14 protein-coding genes, 3 tRNA genes and 2 rRNA genes are annotated in these 18,976 nt (G+C 35.0%); 14 read left to right on the forward strand and 5 right to left on the reverse strand.

All coding sequences use genetic code 11. The annotated features are described in order from the left end of the window. The 5 genes from DKK79_RS01510 to DKK79_RS01530 all read left to right on the forward strand — a co-directional run. A 23S ribosomal RNA gene (locus DKK79_RS01510) occupies nt 1-229 on the forward strand; the annotation flags it as partial. Nucleotides 230-363: 134 nt separating this feature from the next. After that, nucleotides 364-479, forward strand: a 5S ribosomal RNA gene (gene rrf, locus DKK79_RS01515). Nucleotides 480-508: 29 nt separating this feature from the next. Further along, nucleotides 509-585 (forward strand) — tRNA-Asp (locus DKK79_RS01520). Between the two features lie 8 nt (nt 586-593). Then, nucleotides 594-669, forward strand: a tRNA-Trp gene (locus DKK79_RS01525). Nucleotides 670-803: 134 nt separating this feature from the next. Beyond that, on the forward strand, nt 804-1,142 hold the full coding sequence (locus DKK79_RS01530; protein ID WP_034883006.1) for a DUF413 domain-containing protein: 339 nt from the start codon (nt 804-806) through the stop codon (nt 1,140-1,142). 4 nt (nt 1,143-1,146) lie between these two features. Here DKK79_RS01530 and DKK79_RS01535 read toward each other — a convergent pair whose 3' ends face one another. From DKK79_RS01535 to znuC, 3 genes are all read right to left on the reverse strand, one after another. After that, a complete protein-coding gene (locus DKK79_RS01535) occupies nt 1,147-2,676 on the reverse strand; it encodes a YifB family Mg chelatase-like AAA ATPase (protein ID WP_110422555.1) in 1,530 nt (509 codons plus the stop codon). A 119-nt stretch (nt 2,677-2,795) separates the two neighbouring features. Beyond that, nucleotides 2,796-3,596 (reverse strand): zinc ABC transporter permease subunit ZnuB, encoded by an 801-nt coding sequence (gene znuB / locus DKK79_RS01540; RefSeq protein WP_034883008.1) that lies wholly within the window; start codon nt 3,594-3,596, stop codon nt 2,796-2,798. Beyond that, a complete protein-coding gene (znuC, locus tag DKK79_RS01545) occupies nt 3,589-4,371 on the reverse strand; it encodes a zinc ABC transporter ATP-binding protein ZnuC (RefSeq protein WP_110422556.1) in 783 nt (260 codons plus the stop codon). Before znuC ends, znuB begins: the two co-directional genes overlap by 8 nt. A gap of 94 nt (nt 4,372-4,465) precedes the next feature. Between znuC and znuA the strand changes: the two genes are divergently transcribed. The 9 genes from znuA (at nt 4,466) to DKK79_RS01590 (ending at nt 15,890) form a co-directional block, all read left to right on the forward strand. Continuing rightward, nucleotides 4,466-5,416 carry a zinc ABC transporter substrate-binding protein ZnuA gene (znuA, locus tag DKK79_RS01550; protein ID WP_110422557.1) on the forward strand — a complete coding sequence of 317 codons (951 nt, stop codon included), beginning with the start codon at nt 4,466-4,468 and terminating at the stop codon, nt 5,414-5,416. 16 nt (nt 5,417-5,432) lie between these two features. Further along, on the forward strand, nt 5,433-6,794 hold the full coding sequence (gene mepM / locus DKK79_RS01555) for a murein DD-endopeptidase MepM (protein WP_110422558.1): 1,362 nt from the start codon (nt 5,433-5,435) through the stop codon (nt 6,792-6,794). A gap of 123 nt (nt 6,795-6,917) precedes the next feature. Further along, nucleotides 6,918-9,242: a bifunctional glycosyl transferase/transpeptidase gene (gene mrcB, locus DKK79_RS01560; protein ID WP_220018971.1), complete on the forward strand. Its 2,325-nt coding sequence runs from the start codon at nt 6,918-6,920 to the stop codon at nt 9,240-9,242. A gap of 13 nt (nt 9,243-9,255) precedes the next feature. Further along, nucleotides 9,256-10,065 (forward strand): bifunctional DNA-formamidopyrimidine glycosylase/DNA-(apurinic or apyrimidinic site) lyase, encoded by an 810-nt coding sequence (mutM, locus tag DKK79_RS01565; RefSeq protein WP_110422560.1) that lies wholly within the window; start codon nt 9,256-9,258, stop codon nt 10,063-10,065. Nucleotides 10,066-10,454: 389 nt separating this feature from the next. Next, entirely contained in the window at nt 10,455-11,750 is a 1,296-nt protein-coding gene (gene tolB, locus DKK79_RS01570) for a Tol-Pal system beta propeller repeat protein TolB (protein ID WP_181415241.1), read from the forward strand. A gap of 176 nt (nt 11,751-11,926) precedes the next feature. Continuing rightward, the gene (pal, locus tag DKK79_RS01575) at nt 11,927-12,403 is read left to right on the forward strand and encodes a peptidoglycan-associated lipoprotein Pal (protein ID WP_034884856.1); all 477 of its coding nucleotides are present in this window, start codon (nt 11,927-11,929) and stop codon (nt 12,401-12,403) included. 68 nt (nt 12,404-12,471) lie between these two features. Beyond that, the gene (gene ybgF / locus DKK79_RS01580; RefSeq protein WP_110422562.1) at nt 12,472-13,215 is read left to right on the forward strand and encodes a tol-pal system protein YbgF; all 744 of its coding nucleotides are present in this window, start codon (nt 12,472-12,474) and stop codon (nt 13,213-13,215) included. Nucleotides 13,216-13,351: 136 nt separating this feature from the next. Then, nucleotides 13,352-13,427 (forward strand) — tRNA-Lys (locus tag DKK79_RS01585). 345 nt (nt 13,428-13,772) lie between these two features. Beyond that, nucleotides 13,773-15,890, forward strand: a complete 2,118-nt coding sequence (locus tag DKK79_RS01590; protein ID WP_110422563.1) for a TonB-dependent receptor — start codon at nt 13,773-13,775, stop codon at nt 15,888-15,890. A 121-nt stretch (nt 15,891-16,011) separates the two neighbouring features. Here the strand turns inward: DKK79_RS01590 and pepT are convergent, their stop codons facing one another. Continuing rightward, the gene (gene pepT / locus DKK79_RS01595) at nt 16,012-17,241 is read right to left on the reverse strand and encodes a peptidase T (protein ID WP_110422564.1); all 1,230 of its coding nucleotides are present in this window, start codon (nt 17,239-17,241) and stop codon (nt 16,012-16,014) included. Between the two features lie 21 nt (nt 17,242-17,262). Next, on the reverse strand, nt 17,263-18,822 hold the full coding sequence (locus DKK79_RS01600) for an AbgT family transporter (protein ID WP_110422565.1): 1,560 nt from the start codon (nt 18,820-18,822) through the stop codon (nt 17,263-17,265). Nucleotides 18,823-18,976: the final 154 nt, after the last annotated feature.

Here is an 18,976-nt window from a genome sequence, read left to right on the forward strand (position 1 = left end):
GTGAACGCACCGCTGGTGTTCGGGTTGTGATGCCAATTGCATTGCCCGGTAGCTACGTGCGGAATAGATAAGTGCTGAAAGCATCTAAGTACGAAACTAGCCTCGAGATGAGTTTTCCCTGATGAGAGTCAGTAAGGTCCGTTTGAGACTAAGACGTAGATAGGTCAGGTGTGTAAGTGTAGTGATACATTGAGCTAACTGATACTAATGAACCGAGAGTCTTAACCTTACAACTCGGAGTTGTTTTGGATACGCGAAGGTAGAGATAGATTAATAGATAATCGAACAGTTTGTTCCGGATTGAGGGATTGATGTGGATATGAGATAATGCGCATCAATTGAGATAAGAGAAGACAGAATATGTCTGGCGGTAATAGCGCGGTGGTCCCACCTGACCCCATGTCGAACTCAGAAGTGAAACGCCGTAGTGCCGATGGTAGTGTGGGTATTACCCATGTGAGAGTAGGGTGCCGCCAGACTTTTAATTTATATACACACCAAATACGGTGGAGCGGTAGTTCAGTTGGTTAGAATACCTGCCTGTCACGCAGGGGGTCGCGGGTTCGAGCCCCGTCCGTTCCGCCACCTTATCTAGGGGCGTAGTTCAATTGGTAGAGCACCGGTCTCCAAAACCGGGTGTTGGGAGTTCGAGACTCTCCGCCCCTGCCACAAAAATGATGTTATTGCTTTAATTTTAGTCATTTGTTCAAGTTTATATATATAAATAAGAAAATTTTGTTTACAGATTAACTTTGTCAATTATAATTCCCGCCCAAGAACTTTTATAATCTAGAGGATATAACATGGCTGAAAGTTTTGTAAGTCAACAACGTTTTTTTGATAACAAGAATTATCCAAGAGGTTTTTCTCGTCATGGTGATTTTACTATCAAAGAGGCCCAGATCTTAGAAAAATATGGTTGTGCTTTTAGAGATCTCGATGCAGAAACTAAAAAGCCAGCTACTCCAGAAGAAAAATCTTTTGTTGCAGTTTGTAAAGGGAAAAAGGAACCGACTACTGATTATGAAAAAACATGGTTAAAGTACCTTTCTAAAATCAACAAACCAAAACGTTTTCACACCTTATCGGGTGGAAAACCTCAAGTTGATGTTGGTGATGACTTTGTCGATAGTGATGATTAATTTGTTAACCAATATTTTTGTGCATTTGAATTAATAATCGATCCATAGAACGATAACTTAGTGCTTCTGAAATATGTTTTCGTTCTATGTTTTTTGTACAATCTAAATCAGCGATAGTACGAGATACTTTTAATATTCTATGCCAAGCTCGTGCAGAAAGTCCTAATTTAATTAAAGCCTGTTCCAAATAGTCGTTATCTTCATCAGTTAGTAAGCAATAAATTTGAATTTCTCTTGGTGATAATTGACTGTTTAATTTTTTATTTCTTATCATTTGAATTTTTCTTGCATCTATAACCCTTTTTTTTACTTTATCCGTTGATTCGGTCATGGTAACTTTCTGACTTAATGTGCCTTTAGGTAACAATGGTACTTCGATCGAGATATCAAAGCGGTCTAAAAATGGACCAGAGAGTCGATTTAAATAACGTATTATTTGTTGTGGCGTTGTTCTATTATGCGTTCCTTGATAATGACCAGTAGGGCTTGGGTTCATTGCCGCTATAAGTTGAAACTTAGCTGGGAATTTTATTTTGGCATTCGCCCGAGATATAACAATTTCGCCAGATTCAATAGGTTCTCTAAGGGCATCTAATACTTTACGGTTAAATTCGGGTAACTCATCTAAAAATAGAACCCCATTGTGAGCTAATGAAATTTCCCCGGGACGAGGAATAGACCCCCCACCTACTAACGCTGCTGTTGAAGCACTGTGATGTGGTGCTCTAAATGGTCTTATTCGCCAATTTTGAATCGAACCATTAGTACTAACTAGACTTGTGATTGCTGCGCTTTCAAGTGCTTCGTCATCTGATAATGGTGGTAGCAATGAGGTTAATCGAGTGGCTAGCATTGTTTTTCCAGTTCCAGGTGGACCAATTAACAATAAATTATGTCCACCGGCAGCGGCAATTTCTAAAGCTCTTTTGGCATGTTCTTGACCAATGATATCTTGTAGATTGACGTGTTGATTATCTTCATCGCCATCTTTATATTCTCTGTATTCAACAGACGGTAAGGTAATTTCATTGTATAGATATTGACATAATTCTAATAAATTATGCGTAATTAATGTATTATTATGGTGGATTAATGATATTTCTGATTGATTTTCAGAAGAGATAATTAAAGTCCGATTATTTTTTTTAGATGACAAAGCAGCAGGGATTGCCCCTTTTACAGCCTTAATTTCACCAGATAACGCCAATTCACCTAAAAATTCATATTCAGCAAGATGGTCATTAGGTATTTGTTCTGTAGCTGCCAGAATGGCAATTGCTATGGGTAAATCGAAACGACTCCCTTCTTTGGGCAGATCTGCCGGAGATAAATTAACAGTTATTTTTTTAGCAGGAAATGTAAAACCACTATTAATAATTGCACTTCTAACCCTGTCTTTAGATTCTTTTACGGTTGCTTCTGGTAGACCAACCAGAACAAAACCTGGTAATCCATTACTAATATGTACCTCTACATTAATTTGAGGTGCTTGTATTCCTATAGAGGCTCTGGTATAAATAATTGCGAGAGACATAATTTTATCGTCATTAATTTGAGATTTTTAGTACTTTATTGATAACTCAAGAATCTGCATAAAACTATGACTAAAAATGCGTGTTCACTCGCAAAAAATTTTCTAATTTTGTTACTACTTCAATTTTTTGTTCTTATAAAAAATTTAGAAATAAATAATGATATGAAAAATAAGCAGGTATTACTTAAAACAACAGAAGGACCTGTAGGTGTATCATAAATTAATGAAAACAAAATCCCGCCCAAAATTGATAGCATTCCAATTAATATTGCGATTATTGCCATTGATTCCGGATTTTTAGCATAGTATTTTGCAGTAGCAGCTGGAATGATTAACAGTGCAGTAATAATTAAAGCTCCAACAAATTTCATTGCTATTCCTATTGTTAACGCTAAAAGTATAGTTAACATAAATTTTGTTAGAGGTACATTAATACCATGACTAAATGCCAATTCCTCACTAACAGTGATAAATAAAAAGTGATTCCATCGCCATATTAGTAAGGAACCAATTATCATTACACAAACTGTTATCTGGTAAACATCAAACATGGTTATCGATAAAAGATCACCGAAAAGATAGGCCATTAAATCAATTCGTAAGTTACTCATTAAGCTTATTACCACTAAACCAAGTGAAAGAGCACTATGAGCTAAAATACCTAATAATGTATCTACAGGTAGTTGTTTTTGCGATTCTAGCCATAACAGTCCGATGGCTAAAAACAAGGTCACTAAAATAATGGCATAAAATAAATTGATATTTAAAAGAAACCCAAAAGCGACACCTAATAAGGCTGCATGGGATAACGTATCGCCAAAATAGGACATTCTTCGCCAAACAACAAATGTTCCTAATGGTCCTGTTAGACACGATAAGCATAAACCAGCAAGTAAAGAAGGTAAGAGTAACTCAATCATTGTTGTGTCCTAAATCAGGTAAGATCATTTTTTGATGTTGATGATTATGCTGATGCTGGCAAAAATCATGATTATGATTGTGATGATGTTTATAAAGCGCAATTTGTGATGCACCGTGTTGTCCAAATAAAGAGATAAATTCAGGATCATTTGAAACACTAGCTGGCGTCCCAGAACAACAGATATGATGGTTTAAGCAAATTACTTCATCTGTTTTTGCCATAACTAAATGTAGATCATGTGAAACCATTACAACACCACAATTAAACTCGGTTTTCGCATCCATAATTAAATCATATAATAGAACCTGTCCATTTACATCAACACCTTGTGTAGGTTCGTCGAGAATTAGTAATTTTGGACGTTTTGCTAATGCTTGAGCTAGGAGTACGCGTTGTAGTTCTCCCCCTGATAATTGATGCATAGATCGATCAATAAGATATTCAGCATTAACTAATGATAAAGTTTTAATGATGTCATCATAACTTAATTGTTTATTTAAATGCATAAACCGTTCGACGGTTATTGGTAAAGTTTGATTTAAATTTATTGATTGGGGTACATAGCCGATAGTTAAATCAGAAGCACGTTTAATGGTGCCAGTTGTTGGTGAAATTAATCCTAAGATAACTTTAACTAGCGTTGATTTTCCAGCACCATTGGGGCCTAGTATTGTAATAATTTGGTTTAAGTTAATCGATAATGAAACATCATATAATATTTTTTGCTTATTTATTTCGATCGAAATATTATTTAGCGCCATTAACTGTTTCATGATATTGATAGCCCTTGCTGACCAACATGTTATGTTATATTATAACAATAAACTAATTTTATTCTATCATATTTTATAATTATTGGATGATAAAGTGAAAAATTTAACTAAAAACACTATACAATTCCTACGTTTTCATTTGTTAGTTATTTTATCCTTTATAGGATTAGTTACCAATGCTAATGCCACAATAATTTCTTCTGTAAGACCTATAGGTTTTATTACTGAAGCAATTGCATCTGGTGTTACAAATACCGATATCTTATTACCAGATGGCGTGTCTCCTCACACATATTCATTAAAACCATCTGATTTGATTAAAATAAAGAACGCAGATTTAATTATATGGGTTGGTGAGGATATGGAAGCTTTTATGCCAACTATTTTAAAAAATATCGATACACAAAAGCAGATAGAATTAATGGATATTCCCGAAATTAAAACTTTGCTTCGGAATAATCATTACTCTGATGATAAACATGAGTCTCATGATGATAGTGATCACCATCACGGTGAATATGATCAACATATTTGGCTTTCTCCTAAAATTGCTAAAATTATTGCAAAGTCAATTCATGATAAGCTTGTCGAATTATACCCTAACAAAGCACAATTACTTGATGCTAACCTGGATAAATTTATTACAAATCTATCAGAAACAGAACAAAATATTGCAAAAAAACTAATTAACGTCCAAAATAGAGGGTATTTTGTGTTTCATGATGCTTATGGTTATTTTGAATCACATTTTGGATTAAAAAATCTAGGAAGTTTTACCATAAATCCATCAGTACAGCCTGGCGTTCAAACGGTATATGCAATTCAAAAAGAATTAGCAGAACACCAAGCTGTCTGTGTTTTTAGAGAGCCACAGTTTAGTCCTGCAGTTATTAAGAAGTTAGTGAATGGTACAGATGTTCAAATTGGTGAGTTAAATCCATTAGGAACAGGTATCGTGGTAGATAAAAATGCTTATTCACACTTTTTATTAAGATTGACTCAGCAGCTGTTGGATTGTTTAGATAAAAATAGTATAGATAATTAGATTGTTAAGGTTAATTTTGGCACAGCTGATTAAATTCCCTAATATTGGAAAGAATAATTTCAAAATTCCCTATTTTTCAATATTGGGTGTACTTGTTGTTGTTATTTTAGTAACTATATTGTGGCGACCCTTAAATTTGGATCGAACAATGTATGTTCCTTTGAATTTTCAAGCCCAAACTACAGTTACAGATAACCCTTCGTCTTCAGTTGTTGTCGATTATGGACGAATTGATATGCTTGGTGCTAAACCAAAAACTGATAAGATTACTCAGTCGTCGGATGTGCCAGAGGATGATATTGCTAAAGATGAATTAGATGATCTCGCTGAAGAAAAAGATAACACTGTGCAATATACTATTTCACGGGGCGATACATTACACGATATTTTGAATCGTTATAATGTCAATAAAAATGATATTGCACAATTAACCGATAAGTATAAACAACTTGCAAATTTGAGAATTGGCCAACAAGTAAGTTGGACGACAGATGATAATCATAATTTGCTGAGTTTTAACTGGACAATATCAAGCAATAATGTTCGACTTTTTGAAAAGTCTGGCAATAGCTTTATAGAAAGCACAGAAACAATGGAAGGAACATTGCAAAATGTTCGTATTACAGGTGAAATTAAATCTAGTTTTGTTGCAGATGCACGTAAAGCAGGTTTAACTAGTAATGAAATCGGTATTATTACTCGAGCGTTACAATGGCGATTAGATTTTCGACGTTTAAAAGCCGGCGATAAATTTGCAGCCTATTTATCACGTGAAATGCATGGAAATCGTTTATCTAATAGTAAACTACTTGGTGTACGACTTAAAAACGGCAATAAAGATTATTATGCGATGTTAGCTGATGATGGTAAATACTATGATATTAATGCAGATAGTCTATCGCAAAGTTTTTTCCGCTATCCTTTAGCTGCTAAGGCTCGCGTATCTTCAGGATTTAATCCACGACGATTAAATCCAGTTACCGGAATCGTTACTCCTCATAATGGTGTTGATTTCGCAGTATCGAGAGGAACCCCTGTTTTATCTGTAGGTAATGGTGAAGTTGTGATAGCTAAATACAGTGGTTCAGCAGGTAATTATATTGCCATACGCCATGGTAGACAGTATAGGACAGCTTATATGCATTTAGATAAAATTTTAGTGAAACCAGGACAACAAGTTAAACAAGGCGATAAAATTGGTTTATCTGGTAACACTGGACGCTCGACTGGGCCTCATCTGCATTTTGAATTATATATCAATAATAAGCCAGTTAATCCATTAACGGCCAGTTTGCCGATTAATGAGGGGCTAACCGGTAAGTCTAAAAAAGCATTCATAGACAGAGTTAAAAGTATTCAATCTCAACTTAATTTTTAATTGTTTTTTATATTCTACCAGATTATTTAAACTAAAAATTCTTATTCACAAGAAGCTCAATGCTTCATTAAAAAGTTGTGTTATTATAAGACAATTTTATTTAATCAGAGTATTAGGTGCAATTTGAAAAAAACAACTAAAAAGACATCGACTAAGAAATCTTCAAAAAAGAACAAGAAATCATTGTGGCGTCGACTCTGGCCGTTGCTATTTAAATTATTTCTTATATTCGCAACGGTTACAGCGGGTTATGGGATTTATCTAGATCAACAAATTAAAGAGCGTATTGATGGTAATGTCTGGGAGCTACCAGCAGCTGTCTATGGACAGATAGTCGATCTTGAACCTGATAGTGATTATAGTCTAAGTGATGTTGTTACCTTGTTAAAAGGTGCGCAATATCGCCAACAAGACAGTAAAGTAATGCGTCCGGGCGAATTTATTGTGCAAAATGGTGCGGTTGAAATTTATCGTCGACCATTTACTTTCCCTGATGGTGAAGAAAAAGCATTCCGAGTCAAAATTACTTTTTATGAAAACAGAATCGACCGTATATCTAATTTAGATACCGGACGTGATTTTGGTTTACTTAAGATCGATCCTAAATTGATAACGATGTTGCACTCTCCAAATGGTGAACAACGACTTTTTGTACCTTTAAAAGAATTTTCTGATTCGTTAATAAAAACTTTAGTCGCAACCGAAGATAAACGTTTTTATGATCATCATGGTGTGAGTTTATATTCCATTGCCCGTGCTGTATTTGTTAATTTGACGACCGGACGAACTGAGGGTGGCAGTACATTAACGCAACAAACTGTCAAAAATATCTTTTTATCAAATGAAAGAAGTTTAATTCGTAAAATACGTGAAGCTTATATGGCTATCATCTTAGATGCTCGTTATAGTAAAGAACGTATTTTAGAACTCTATTTAAATGAAGTTTATCTGGGGCAAGCTGGTAGTGAAGAAATTCATGGTTTCCCATTAGCAAGTCTTTACTATTTCGGTCGTCCAGTAAATGAATTGACATTAGATCAACAAGCAGTTTTAGTTGGTATGGTAAAAGGTGCTTCATACTATAATCCTTGGACACAACCACAACAAGTGATTGAGCGCCGTAATGTTGTGTTAAAGCTTGCAGAGCAACAAGGGATTATCGATGAGGAGTTATTCAATTTACTTAGCAAACGCCCACTTTCGGTTTTACCAAAAGGTGGAGTGATATCTCCACAACCAGCATTTATGCAAGTTGTACGTAGTGAACTTCGAAAACAGTTGGGAGACAAAGCCGACCATCTTTCCGGAATGAAAATCTTCACAACATTTGATCCGGTTGCTCAGGCTGCAGCAGAACAATCGGTTATGGATGAGATAGAAACATTACGTAAATCGACCAATAAAGAATTACAGACAGCAATGGTTATTGTAAGTCGTGAAACCGGTGAAATTCGTTCAATTATTGGAAGTGCTGAACCCCGTTATGCAGGGTATAATCGAGCGTGGCTAACTAGACGCTCAATTGGTTCACTTGCGAAACCATCAACCTACTTAACAGCATTAGGCCAACCAGCAAGTTATCAGCTCAATACTTGGCTAGATGATAGTCCATTATCCATCAAACTTGATAATGGAACTTATTGGCAGCCGAAAAATTTCGATAGGAAGTTTCGTGATAAAGTTATGCTCATTGATGCGTTAGCGCTTTCACTTAACGTACCAACAGTCAATTTAGGTATGGCGTTAGGTTTAGAGGCAACCAAAAATACGCTACAAGCGTTGGGAGTACCAGAAGATCGTATCCCTAATTTACCTTCACGATTATTGGGTGCGTTAGAGTTAACGCCATTAGAGACAGCTCAAATGTTCCAAACTATTTCCAATAATGGTCAACGAGCACCGCTTACTATTTTAAGATATGTATTAACTGATAAAGGTGAACTAGTCTATCAAAATTATCCACAACAAATTCAAGCGGTTTCTCAACAAGCTGCTTATTTGACGACTTATGCAATGCAGCAGGTCGTTGAGTCAGGAACGTCGCGTTCATTGAAAGCTAAGTATGGTTCGTTCAACTTAGCAGCGAAAACCGGAACAAGTAATGATTCACGTGATAGTTGGTTTACTGGTATAGATGGTAAAAATGTCGCTGTAATTTGGATAGGACTTGATGACCATTCACCAATGAAATTAACTGGTGCTACCGGAGCATTAAAAATATATAGTGAATATTTACAAAATAATCCTCCAAAAAGATTACAACTACCAATACCACAAAATATATATATGTTACCTATTAATAGTGAAGGACAGTGGCTGTGTAATGGTGGGGGTGAGAGAACTTTACCTGCATGGACTAACAACCCTCAAAGTTTGTGTGCGGCAAGTCCTCAAGTTGAACCTAACCAACAAGCACCAAGTTGGCTGACTGACATGTTAAATAATTAAATGAGGTTATTCAATGCCTGAGTTGCCAGAAGTTGAAACAAGTCGAAGAGGTATTTTACCTTATTTAAAGGGCCAAACTATCAAGCATATTATTGTGCGACAATCAAAGCTTCGTTGGCCTATTGACGAGACAATCAGAAATGCTCAAGGTCAAGTAATAGTAGATATCAAAAGACGTGCTAAATATCTACTGTTACAACTGACTCATGATTGGATTGTCATTCATTTGGGAATGTCAGGTAGTTTACGCATATTAGAATCATACCAAGAACCAGCTAAGCATGATCATGTTGATTTGGTATTAGTTAATGGAGTAATATTAAGATATACAGATCCTAGGCGTTTTGGATCGTGGCTTTGGACTAATTCTATTGATCAATTAACTCAATTGAAGTATTTAGGTCCAGAACCTTTAAGCAATGACTTTTCTGCTAATTATCTATTCGAAAAAGGGCGTAATCGAAACATTCCAATTAAAAGTTGGATTATGGATAATCATATCGTAGTAGGTGTTGGTAATATTTATGCATCAGAATCATTATTTATGGCAAAAATCAATCCCCACCGAAAAGTCAATACTCTAACATTAACCGAATTTGAACGATTAGTAACAGCAATTAAGCAAGTACTAGCTAAATCTATAGAACAAGGCGGTACAACACTTAAAGACTTTGTTCAGTCTAATGGCAAACCAGGTTATTTTGTGCAAAAGCTTCAAGTATATGGTAGAGAAGGTGAAAAATGTCTAATTTGTCAATCTGACATAAAGTCTCATCGAATAGGACAGCGCAATACGTTCTATTGTGAAAATTGCCAAAAATAGTAACTAACCATTTTTTATTTTTTTACGATCATTCTCCATCAGTTAGTACTTTTAGCTTGAATTATCTTCAATTTATTGAAAAAATGTTGCCAGACTACTTTTAACTCCATCAAAATCGGCATAATATAAGTAACAAACAATGGTATTTATAAAAGTCATAATAATATAATGCAGCTAAAAAATCTTTTTTACTCAAATAGCTATGGACTTGTTACGCAATATCGGCTATCTTTCTTCCTGTAAAATTTTCTATGTTTTGTAAAAAGCAATATCTGTTATTAAGTAATAACATTAAGTTAATTGTTAAAGATTTAATCTTGTTTATTCATATACGGTGTTATATTTATTTTAACCTAATGTATTTCGCTTTGATTAAGGAATTTAAGATGATCAAATTTGCTTCTCGCTTTTTGATAGCTTGTTTTGTTTTATTATCTACAATGATAGCGACTGCTGAAGTTAGAATTGTAATCACTGATGGCGTCAGTTCAGCTAAACCAATTGCAGTTGTACCGTTTAAATGGACTGGTAGTGGTGTACCTCCACAAGTTGTAGATAACATAATCGCATCTGATTTACGCAATAGTGGTAAGTTTAACCCTATTGATGTGGCTACAATGCCACAAAGACCAACTACAGCTTCTCAAGTCAATCCAGTTGTATGGAGTAATATTGGTGTTTCTGCCGTTGTGGTGGGAACTATTCAACCTGATGCATCGGGAGAATATCTTATCAACTATCAATTAGTCGATACAGTTGATCATCCCGGGACTGTTTTGGCACAAAATCAGTTTACCATTGGTGACCGTTGGTTACGATATGCCGCTCATACAGCCAGTGATGAAATTTTTGAAACATTAACGGGAATCAAAGGTGCATTTAGAACACGTATTGCCTACGTAGTTAAAAATAGTAAAGGCCTTTATACGCATGAATTACGTGTATCTGATTATGATGGATTTGATCAAATCACCATACATCGTTCCAAAGAACCTTTAATGTCACCAACATGGTCGCCGGATGGCAAAAAAATAGCCTATGTAACTTTTGAAAGTGGTCGTTCAGCTTTAGTATTAAAAACATTAGACAGTGGTGCAGTTCAAACTATTGCCTCTTTTCCACAACATAATGGTGCTCCAGCTTTTTCACCAGATGGTAGCAAATTAGCTTTTGCGCTATCAAAAAGTGGTAACTTAAATCTATATATGATGGATTTAAGCTCTAAGAAAATTAAGCAAATTACATCCGGTCACAGTAATGATACTGAACCTTCATGGATGCCAGATAACCAAACTATAGTTTATACTTCAGATCAAGCCGGGCGTCCGCAACTTTATTCAATTAATATAAATAGTGGTGAGTCCCAGCGTGTAACATGGGATAATACACAAAATCAAAATGCTCGTGTATCTCCAGACGGTAAATTTATCGCATTGATCTCTACTAATAATGGTGAGCAACATATTACTCGATATGATATAGAAACAAATACGTATCAAAGATTAACTGATACGTTCTTAGATGAAACTCCGAGTATTGCTCCAAATGGTACTATGATTATCTACAGTTCTTCTCAGGGTTTAAATACAATATTAAACCTTGTTTCAACTGATGGTAATTTTAAAGCAAGGTTACCTGCAACTGATGGGCAAGTAAAATTCCCTTCTTGGTCACCTTATTTATAAAGAATGGCTAATTTTTAGACAATAATACTATTATTAAAATTGTGTAAAAGTTGAGGTCGTTATAATATATATATCTATCTAATCTTTCGAGTTAGTAACAGGCGTTACTTTGGAGTTGGTTAGAAGTATAAAAACTTATAAATAATAATTTATTTAATCATAAAGGAGTTAATTCAATGCAATTTTCTAAATTTCTTAAAGTAGCTGCGGTTACTTTACCGTTAATAGCTGTAACAGCTTGTACGTCAACCGGTAGCAAAAAAGTTGTTGGTAACGTTTCTTTACCAAACGATATTCAAGCTCAAATTCAAAAATTACAACAAATTAATACTGTATATTTTGATTATGACAGATACAATGTTAAATCAGAGTATTCAACATTATTAAATTCCCATGCCGTCTTTCTTCGTGCAACTTCAAACTTAAAAGTGACTATTGAAGGTCATGCCGATGAACGTGGTACTCCAGAATACAATATTGCGTTAGGTGAACGTCGTGCAGCAGCAGTTAAATCCTACCTACAAGCAAATGGTGTTTCTGGTGAACAACTTTCAATTGTCTCTTTTGGTAAAGAAAAACCAGCAGTACTAGGTCACAACGAAGCAGCTTATGCGAAAAACCGTCGTGCAGTAATTACATACGATGGATTCTAATCTCATCTTATGACGGCTGATTTATCAGCCGTTTTTAATTTTTTAAGTTCACGTAGAGTTTATATTATATGTATAAAAAAATACTCACATTGTCCTTATTTCTTTTATTCGCTGGATACGGATGTGTTGCGGGTGGTTCTGATGTTGATAGAACAATACAAGCGCAAGGACAGATGATAATCCAGAATCAGCAAAAAATTAGTGATCTACAATCAGATTTGGATATACTTCGTGGCCAATTAGAAGAGACTAAGTATCAGCTTAATCAAACTATTGAACGCCAAAAAATGATTTTACAGCAAATGACTAACGGGACAGGATTCTCCACAACGCCAAGTGCTGAAACCCAAGAAGAGAGCTCAGATTCTACATCAAGCACTGATACAGCACCATCATCCTCATCATCTTCAAGCTTATCTGAATGGTCAACATCAGGTGATGATAAAGCAGATTATAATTTTGTTATGCAATATATTAATGATGACAAACAAGTTGATGATGTAATTGCTGCCTTTAACAAATATTTAAAAGCCTATCCAAAAACCAATTACCGTGCAAATGTTAACTATTGGCTTGGGCAACTTTATTATAAAAAAGGCAATAAAGATGATGCATCATCTTATTATGCAACCGTTGTTAAAAATTTTCCATCTTCGCCAAAAGCAGCAGATAGCCTTTACAAAGTTGGTCTAATATTACTGGATAAAGGTGATAAAAAAAATGCTAAAACAGTTTTTCAACAAGTCGTAAATAAATATCCTAAAGATAAAAAGACAGTTGAGCTAGCAAACAAAAAAATAGCATCATTATAGTAAAGTGTATAAATAAACAGCTATTAAATAAAAAAAACAATAAAAGGGTTGCACAGCCTTATAATTATAAGTATTATAGCAACCCGAAATTGCTTGAAGCATTAAGTAATAAAGCTGAAAGTAGTCATATCAAAATGGGTTGTTAGCTCAGTCGGTAGAGCAGCGGACTTTTAATCCGTTTGTCGAGCGTTCGAATCGCTCACGACCCACCACTTACTCTCATATTAAGCATTCACTCAAAAATATAACAAAATAAGTGGAAATAAACTTGTCGATTGATTAGCTAATTGAAAAACTTCAATAAAACAAACGGCTATTTATTAGAAGATTAATCTTTAAAAAATAAGTTTAGCAATATATCCCTATATCTTTTCTCTAATTATATGCATTCTATTTCATAACAAATAAAATCCAAACTTTCAATAATATATAACTTATGACATATATTAAAAATTTCAGGAAATAGAAAAATGTTGTAACAGAAAATAATAATCATTATCATTATTGGTCGTTATTTTAAAATTAATCAAATAACACAATAAAAAATAGGAAAAATAATGAAATTAGTTAATCAATTAGTCTTACCTTGTATATTAGGCTCAACAGCTTTTATAGCTTACGCCCAAGATAGAGTTAATGATGATAATGATATTGAAACTATGAAAGTTGCCGCAACTATTAAGGATAATAATGATCAGCGGGTAAAAAAATCATCAACAGCAACTAAAACGTCTTTTGATATTAAAGATATCCCGCAAACCATTAATTCGATTAACCTTGAGCAACAGAAAATTTATGGACAAAACGACTTAAGTGTTATCGTCAATAAATTACCGGGAGTCGATGCTACTTATGATATGCGCGATGAAGGTATAAAAATTCGAGGTTTTTCGGCAAGTTCAGGTGATATTTACCGCGACGGTGTGCGAGCAAGCGGGCAAGTCAGACAAAGTACCGCTAATATAGAGCGAATTGAAGTATTAAAAGGACCGGCTTCAGTACTCTATGGACGAGGTTCAGGTGGTGGAATTATCAATATGATCAGTAAACAAGCAAACTTTGATTCACCATCGACGTTTAGTTTGCGCGGTGGATCTTGGGATAAATATGGTGGAATGATAGATATTAACCATGTTTTAAATGATAAGTTTGCAGTACGAATGACAGTTGACCATCAATCTGAAAAAAGTTTTCGTAAAGGTATTAAACATCGAGATACGATGGTATCACCAAGTGTATTGTATGATAATTTAGAAGGATTTAATTGGTTAGTACAATATACCAATGATAAATTATGGCGTAAGCCTGATAGAGCCCCAGCTTATTATGATTTACCAAAAGGTGTGTCAATAAAAACAGCTTATGCTCACCCCGATGATTATGTTAAAGATAATTTTAACTCATTACGTTCGGTTATGGGATATGAATTTAATCATGACTGGTCTATTAAATTAACCAATATGTACCGTAAAGCTAACCAAAATTTCGATCATCTCTATGCCGGTAATTATTGTAATTTGGATGGTAAATTAAGTAATGGTAATCTTTGTAACTATAAAGGTAAGTTGAAATTCCGTCGTGCTTGGCAAGAGACATCGAATAAAACCTTAAGCAATACTCTTGATTTAGCTGGAAAATTTAATGCCGCAAGTATTGCTCATGATATGTTAATCGGCGTTGAATATAATATTGAAAAACGTGAACCACGATTAGCTTTAACTAGCCTATATCCGGAAGCTATTGACCCGTACCACCCTCATTGGAACTCGAAAAAACCTCACTATAATAAATTGAGTACTAAGACGAATCATAAAGCTACCTCTAAAGGATTGTATTGGCAAGACCTAATCAGTTTTACTCAACAATGGAAATTACTTGCTGGATTACGTTATGACAATTATGAGTTCGCGTCAAATAATAAATTGAACCATCAAAGTCGTTCATATGATGGTCACACTTTAAGTCCTCGTGTCGGATTGATTTGGCAACCGATAGCATCCCAAAGTTTTTATGCATCATATAGTAAAAACTTTGCACCTTATGGTGGTCGTGGTCTCATAACCATTGCGACTGATTCTAAGACTGTTTATGATGACAAACCGCAATATTCACGACAGTATGAAATTGGGGTTAAGAGTGATTGGTTTAATGATAAATTCTCTTCACAAATCGCACTTTATGACCTTGAGCTTTATAACGTTCGCTACCAACCAGATTCTGTCAATGATCCTTATAATTGGCAAGTAAGAGGAAGTGATCGCAGCCAAGGAGTTGAATTAAGCGTAATTGGACAACTAAGTAAAAATTGGTATATCAATAGCGGTATTGGCTATCAACAAGCTAAAGTTCATAAAGATAAAAAAACACCGGCGAATAAAGGTAAATATTTATCTAATACCGCCAAACATAGTGGCAATTTAGGAATACGTTATCTACCTCATGAAAATTGGTTCACGGAAGTCGAATTTAATTATAAGGGATCGATGTACAATGACGATAAAAATCTTGTTAAACGCCCTGGTTATGGGACGTGGAATGCTGCAATCGGGTATCAAACGCGATCGGTTGATGTAACCTTAGCATTAACCAATTTACTTGGTAAAGAGTATTGGCGTTCCAGTAGTATGCCTGGTACTCCTAGAGCTTTCTTATTAACTGCAAATTATAAATTATAAACTTGATAACTATTTTCGGGAAAATGCTAGTAAGTTTTCTTGCTTATAGATTAAAAAGCAAATTAAAATGACATCTAGCGATAGAAAAGAGGGAATATTATTCCCTCTTTTTTTGTTCTTCTTAAACTTTAGTCGCTAATTCAATAATTTTCATGGTGACTTGAAAGGATTTTAAGAATGATGATAATGGCAAAAACTCAAAGCAAGAATGGAAGTTATGGGCGCCAGTAAAATAATTTGGTGTGGTTAGCCCCCTTGCTGATAATGCTGAACCATCTGTACCGCCACGCATGGCGATAGTATTTGGTTTAATTCCCAATAATTCAAATGATTGATAAATCAAGTCAATACAACGACGGTCATCACCTAAGTAGTTAGCAATATTGCTATAGGTATCGGTAATTTGACATTCAATTTTTGCTCTAGGATATTTACGGCTGATAAAGCTAATTACCTCTTGAATGTAAGTCTTACGAGCTTCATAGTGAGTTAGAGCAAAGTCACGAATACTCATTTTTAATGTAGTCGTGCTTTGGTTGCCAATAATATCATTAAACCAGAAATATCCTTCTTTACCTTCAGTATGTTCAGGTGTTTCACAGCTATCAAAACAGTTAATAATATCATTTGCGATGCGGATAGGATTGATTAAGACATTTTTTGCTGACATAGGATGAGCTGATACCCCCTCAATCTCAATGGTAACCGCTCCGGCATTGAATGTCTCATAAACGACTTCACCCAATTCACAACAGTCAATAGTATAAGCAAAATCAGGTTTAAAACGTTGTAAATCAAGTTTTTTGGCACCATTTAAACCAACTTCTTCATCCGGAACAAAAGCGACATAGATATCACCATGTGGACAATTTTGCTGTTGCAGTTGATCTAACATGGTCATGACAACGGCAATTGCCGCTTTGTTATCTGCACCAAGAACACTAGTACCATCAGTTACAATCAACTCTTCATTCAGATATTTTTTCAATTCTGGATGTTCAGCTACCTTAAACCAAATATCTTTTTCGTTATTTAATAAGATATCTTCCCCCGTAAAATTTACACGTTGTGGATTAATCTTATCAGATAGTGCAACATCAACGGTATCAAGGTGTGCAACAAAACCGATTTTCGGTGCATGTGGTGTGTTACCGGCTAATTTCGCAGTGACAATGCTATATTCATCAAGATAAACATCTTGCATATTCAATGCAATTAACTCTTGTTTGAGTTGTTTAGCTAACTCAGTTTGTCCTGATGTAGAGGGGACAATTGCCGAGCCAGCTTTGCTCTGGCTAGGAATACTTACATAACGTAAAAATCGATCAACTAACTGTTCGGTAATATTCATGATTTAAATCCTCATCTGCGATTAACTATTTACTGGTGGATAGACATAACCACTATCAAAACCGATAGGTAGACCCAAGAACCAAAATAGTAATAAATTTATTGTCAAAGCAATTAAGAGTGCCGCCGTATATGGGATCATCATCGAACTTAAGGTACCTACGCCGGTGTTTTTACAATATTGCTGACAATAAGCAATAATCAAAGGATAGAAAGCAAACATGGGCGTGCTGACATTCACTGCTGAGCTGATTCGATAAGCCGCTTGAGTTAATTCTGGCGAGATTCCTACTGACATCAGCATCGGAACAAAAATTGGCGCTAAAATAGCCCATTTTGACGATGCAGAAGTAATTAACACATTAAGTAGACTGGTTAGAATGATTACGCCAAAAATCGTCACTACCGATGGCAAATGTAAAGCTTTCAAAAACTCAGCACCGCCAATCGCAATTAAGGTGCCAATCTGTGAATTTGAAAACACATATAAAAATTGTGCGCAAAAGAAAGCAAAAACAATAAATGGAATAAGTGATTTAGTGATATTTTCCATTGATTTGACGATATCGCGCGACGATTTAAATGAGCCAGTGATAAAACCATGAATTAATCCAGGTATTGCAAAAAAAACAAATAACAATGGCACAATAATTTGCATGATTGGCGCTTTATTGCTAGTCATACTGCCATCAGGTGCTCGCAATAGTGAATCTTCTGGTAGTAATAATAATATTAAACCAAGAGCGATAATTAAAAATACCGCTGAGGCAATTTTAAATCCTTTATTTTCAATTGGCGAAATCTCGGGAGAGTCGGCAATATTATCTAATTGAATATCATTGTTTAAAGGCATAGTTGCATTTAATCGCGGTTCAACAATTTTGTCGGTAACAAACCAACAAGCTATCAATACAAAAAACGTACCGCCAAAACTTAAAAAGTAGTTACAAAGTACATTGACTTGATAGGTTGGAGCGATAATTTGAGCTGCACTTTGGGTAAAACCTTGCATTATTGGATCAATGATTGATGGCGTATAACTTGAACTAAATCCTCCAGCGAGACCGGCAAATGCCGCAGCTATACCCGCTAATGGATGGCGCCCGGTAGCATAAAACATCATTGCCGATACTGGCATTAAAATTACATAAGCAGAATCTGACGCAATATGGCAAACCATACTGACAAAAATAACTGATGGAGTAACCAATTTTTTCGGGGTAATTGCCAATAATTTTTTCAGCAGGACATGAATATAGCCACTGCTCTCAGCAATGCCAATTCCTAATGTAGCAACAATGGTAATACCAAGTGGTGGGAAAGTTACAAAGTTTGACACCAGTTTAGTAAAAAAAGTCACTAACTGGTTTGGCGCTAACATGTTCACCACAGCTAGCTGTTCTTGCGTGACTGGATTAATATAATTAAAACTGACAAAAGAAAGTAATAATGAGGCAACCAGACAAATGATTAGAGCATAAAAGAATAGCGTTGTAACATCAGGGATTTTGTTTCCAATTCGTTCTATTGTATTTAAAAAACCACCAGTTTTTAATGGTGAGGGATTTTTTGTTTGATTCATGAAAAAATAAGCGTAAATATTATTGGGGAAACCAATTTAACATAGATTAATAATTTAAGTAAACAACGTGTTGGCAATGCTTTAATGCCTTAAAGAACACCGTTCTGCAACTTTTTTTACATTATTTTTACTTATGGGATTTGCTAATTTTGAA

Source organism: Gilliamella apicola (genome assembly GCF_003202915.1).
Lineage (GTDB): Bacteria > Pseudomonadota > Gammaproteobacteria > Enterobacterales > Orbaceae > Gilliamella > Gilliamella apicola_Q.

Excerpts from the sequence above, each read along its gene's own strand:
- DKK79_RS01535 (WP_110422555.1), bottom strand. The coding sequence starts at position 2,676 with ATGTCTCTCGCAATTATTTATACCAGAGCCTCTATAGGAATACAAGCA.
- ybgF (WP_110422562.1), top strand. The coding sequence starts at position 12,472 with ATGTATAAAAAAATACTCACATTGTCCTTATTTCTTTTATTCGCTGGA.
- DKK79_RS01530 (WP_034883006.1), top strand. The coding sequence starts at position 804 with ATGGCTGAAAGTTTTGTAAGTCAACAACGTTTTTTTGATAACAAGAAT.
- DKK79_RS01590 (WP_110422563.1), top strand. The coding sequence starts at position 13,773 with ATGAAATTAGTTAATCAATTAGTCTTACCTTGTATATTAGGCTCAACA.
- pal (WP_034884856.1), top strand. The coding sequence starts at position 11,927 with ATGCAATTTTCTAAATTTCTTAAAGTAGCTGCGGTTACTTTACCGTTA.
- pepT (WP_110422564.1), bottom strand. The coding sequence starts at position 17,241 with ATGAATATTACCGAACAGTTAGTTGATCGATTTTTACGTTATGTAAGT.
- DKK79_RS01600 (WP_110422565.1), bottom strand. The coding sequence starts at position 18,822 with ATGAATCAAACAAAAAATCCCTCACCATTAAAAACTGGTGGTTTTTTA.
- znuB (WP_034883008.1), bottom strand. The coding sequence starts at position 3,596 with ATGATTGAGTTACTCTTACCTTCTTTACTTGCTGGTTTATGCTTATCG.
- mutM (WP_110422560.1), top strand. The coding sequence starts at position 9,256 with ATGCCTGAGTTGCCAGAAGTTGAAACAAGTCGAAGAGGTATTTTACCT.
- znuC (WP_110422556.1), bottom strand. The coding sequence starts at position 4,371 with ATGAAACAGTTAATGGCGCTAAATAATATTTCGATCGAAATAAATAAG.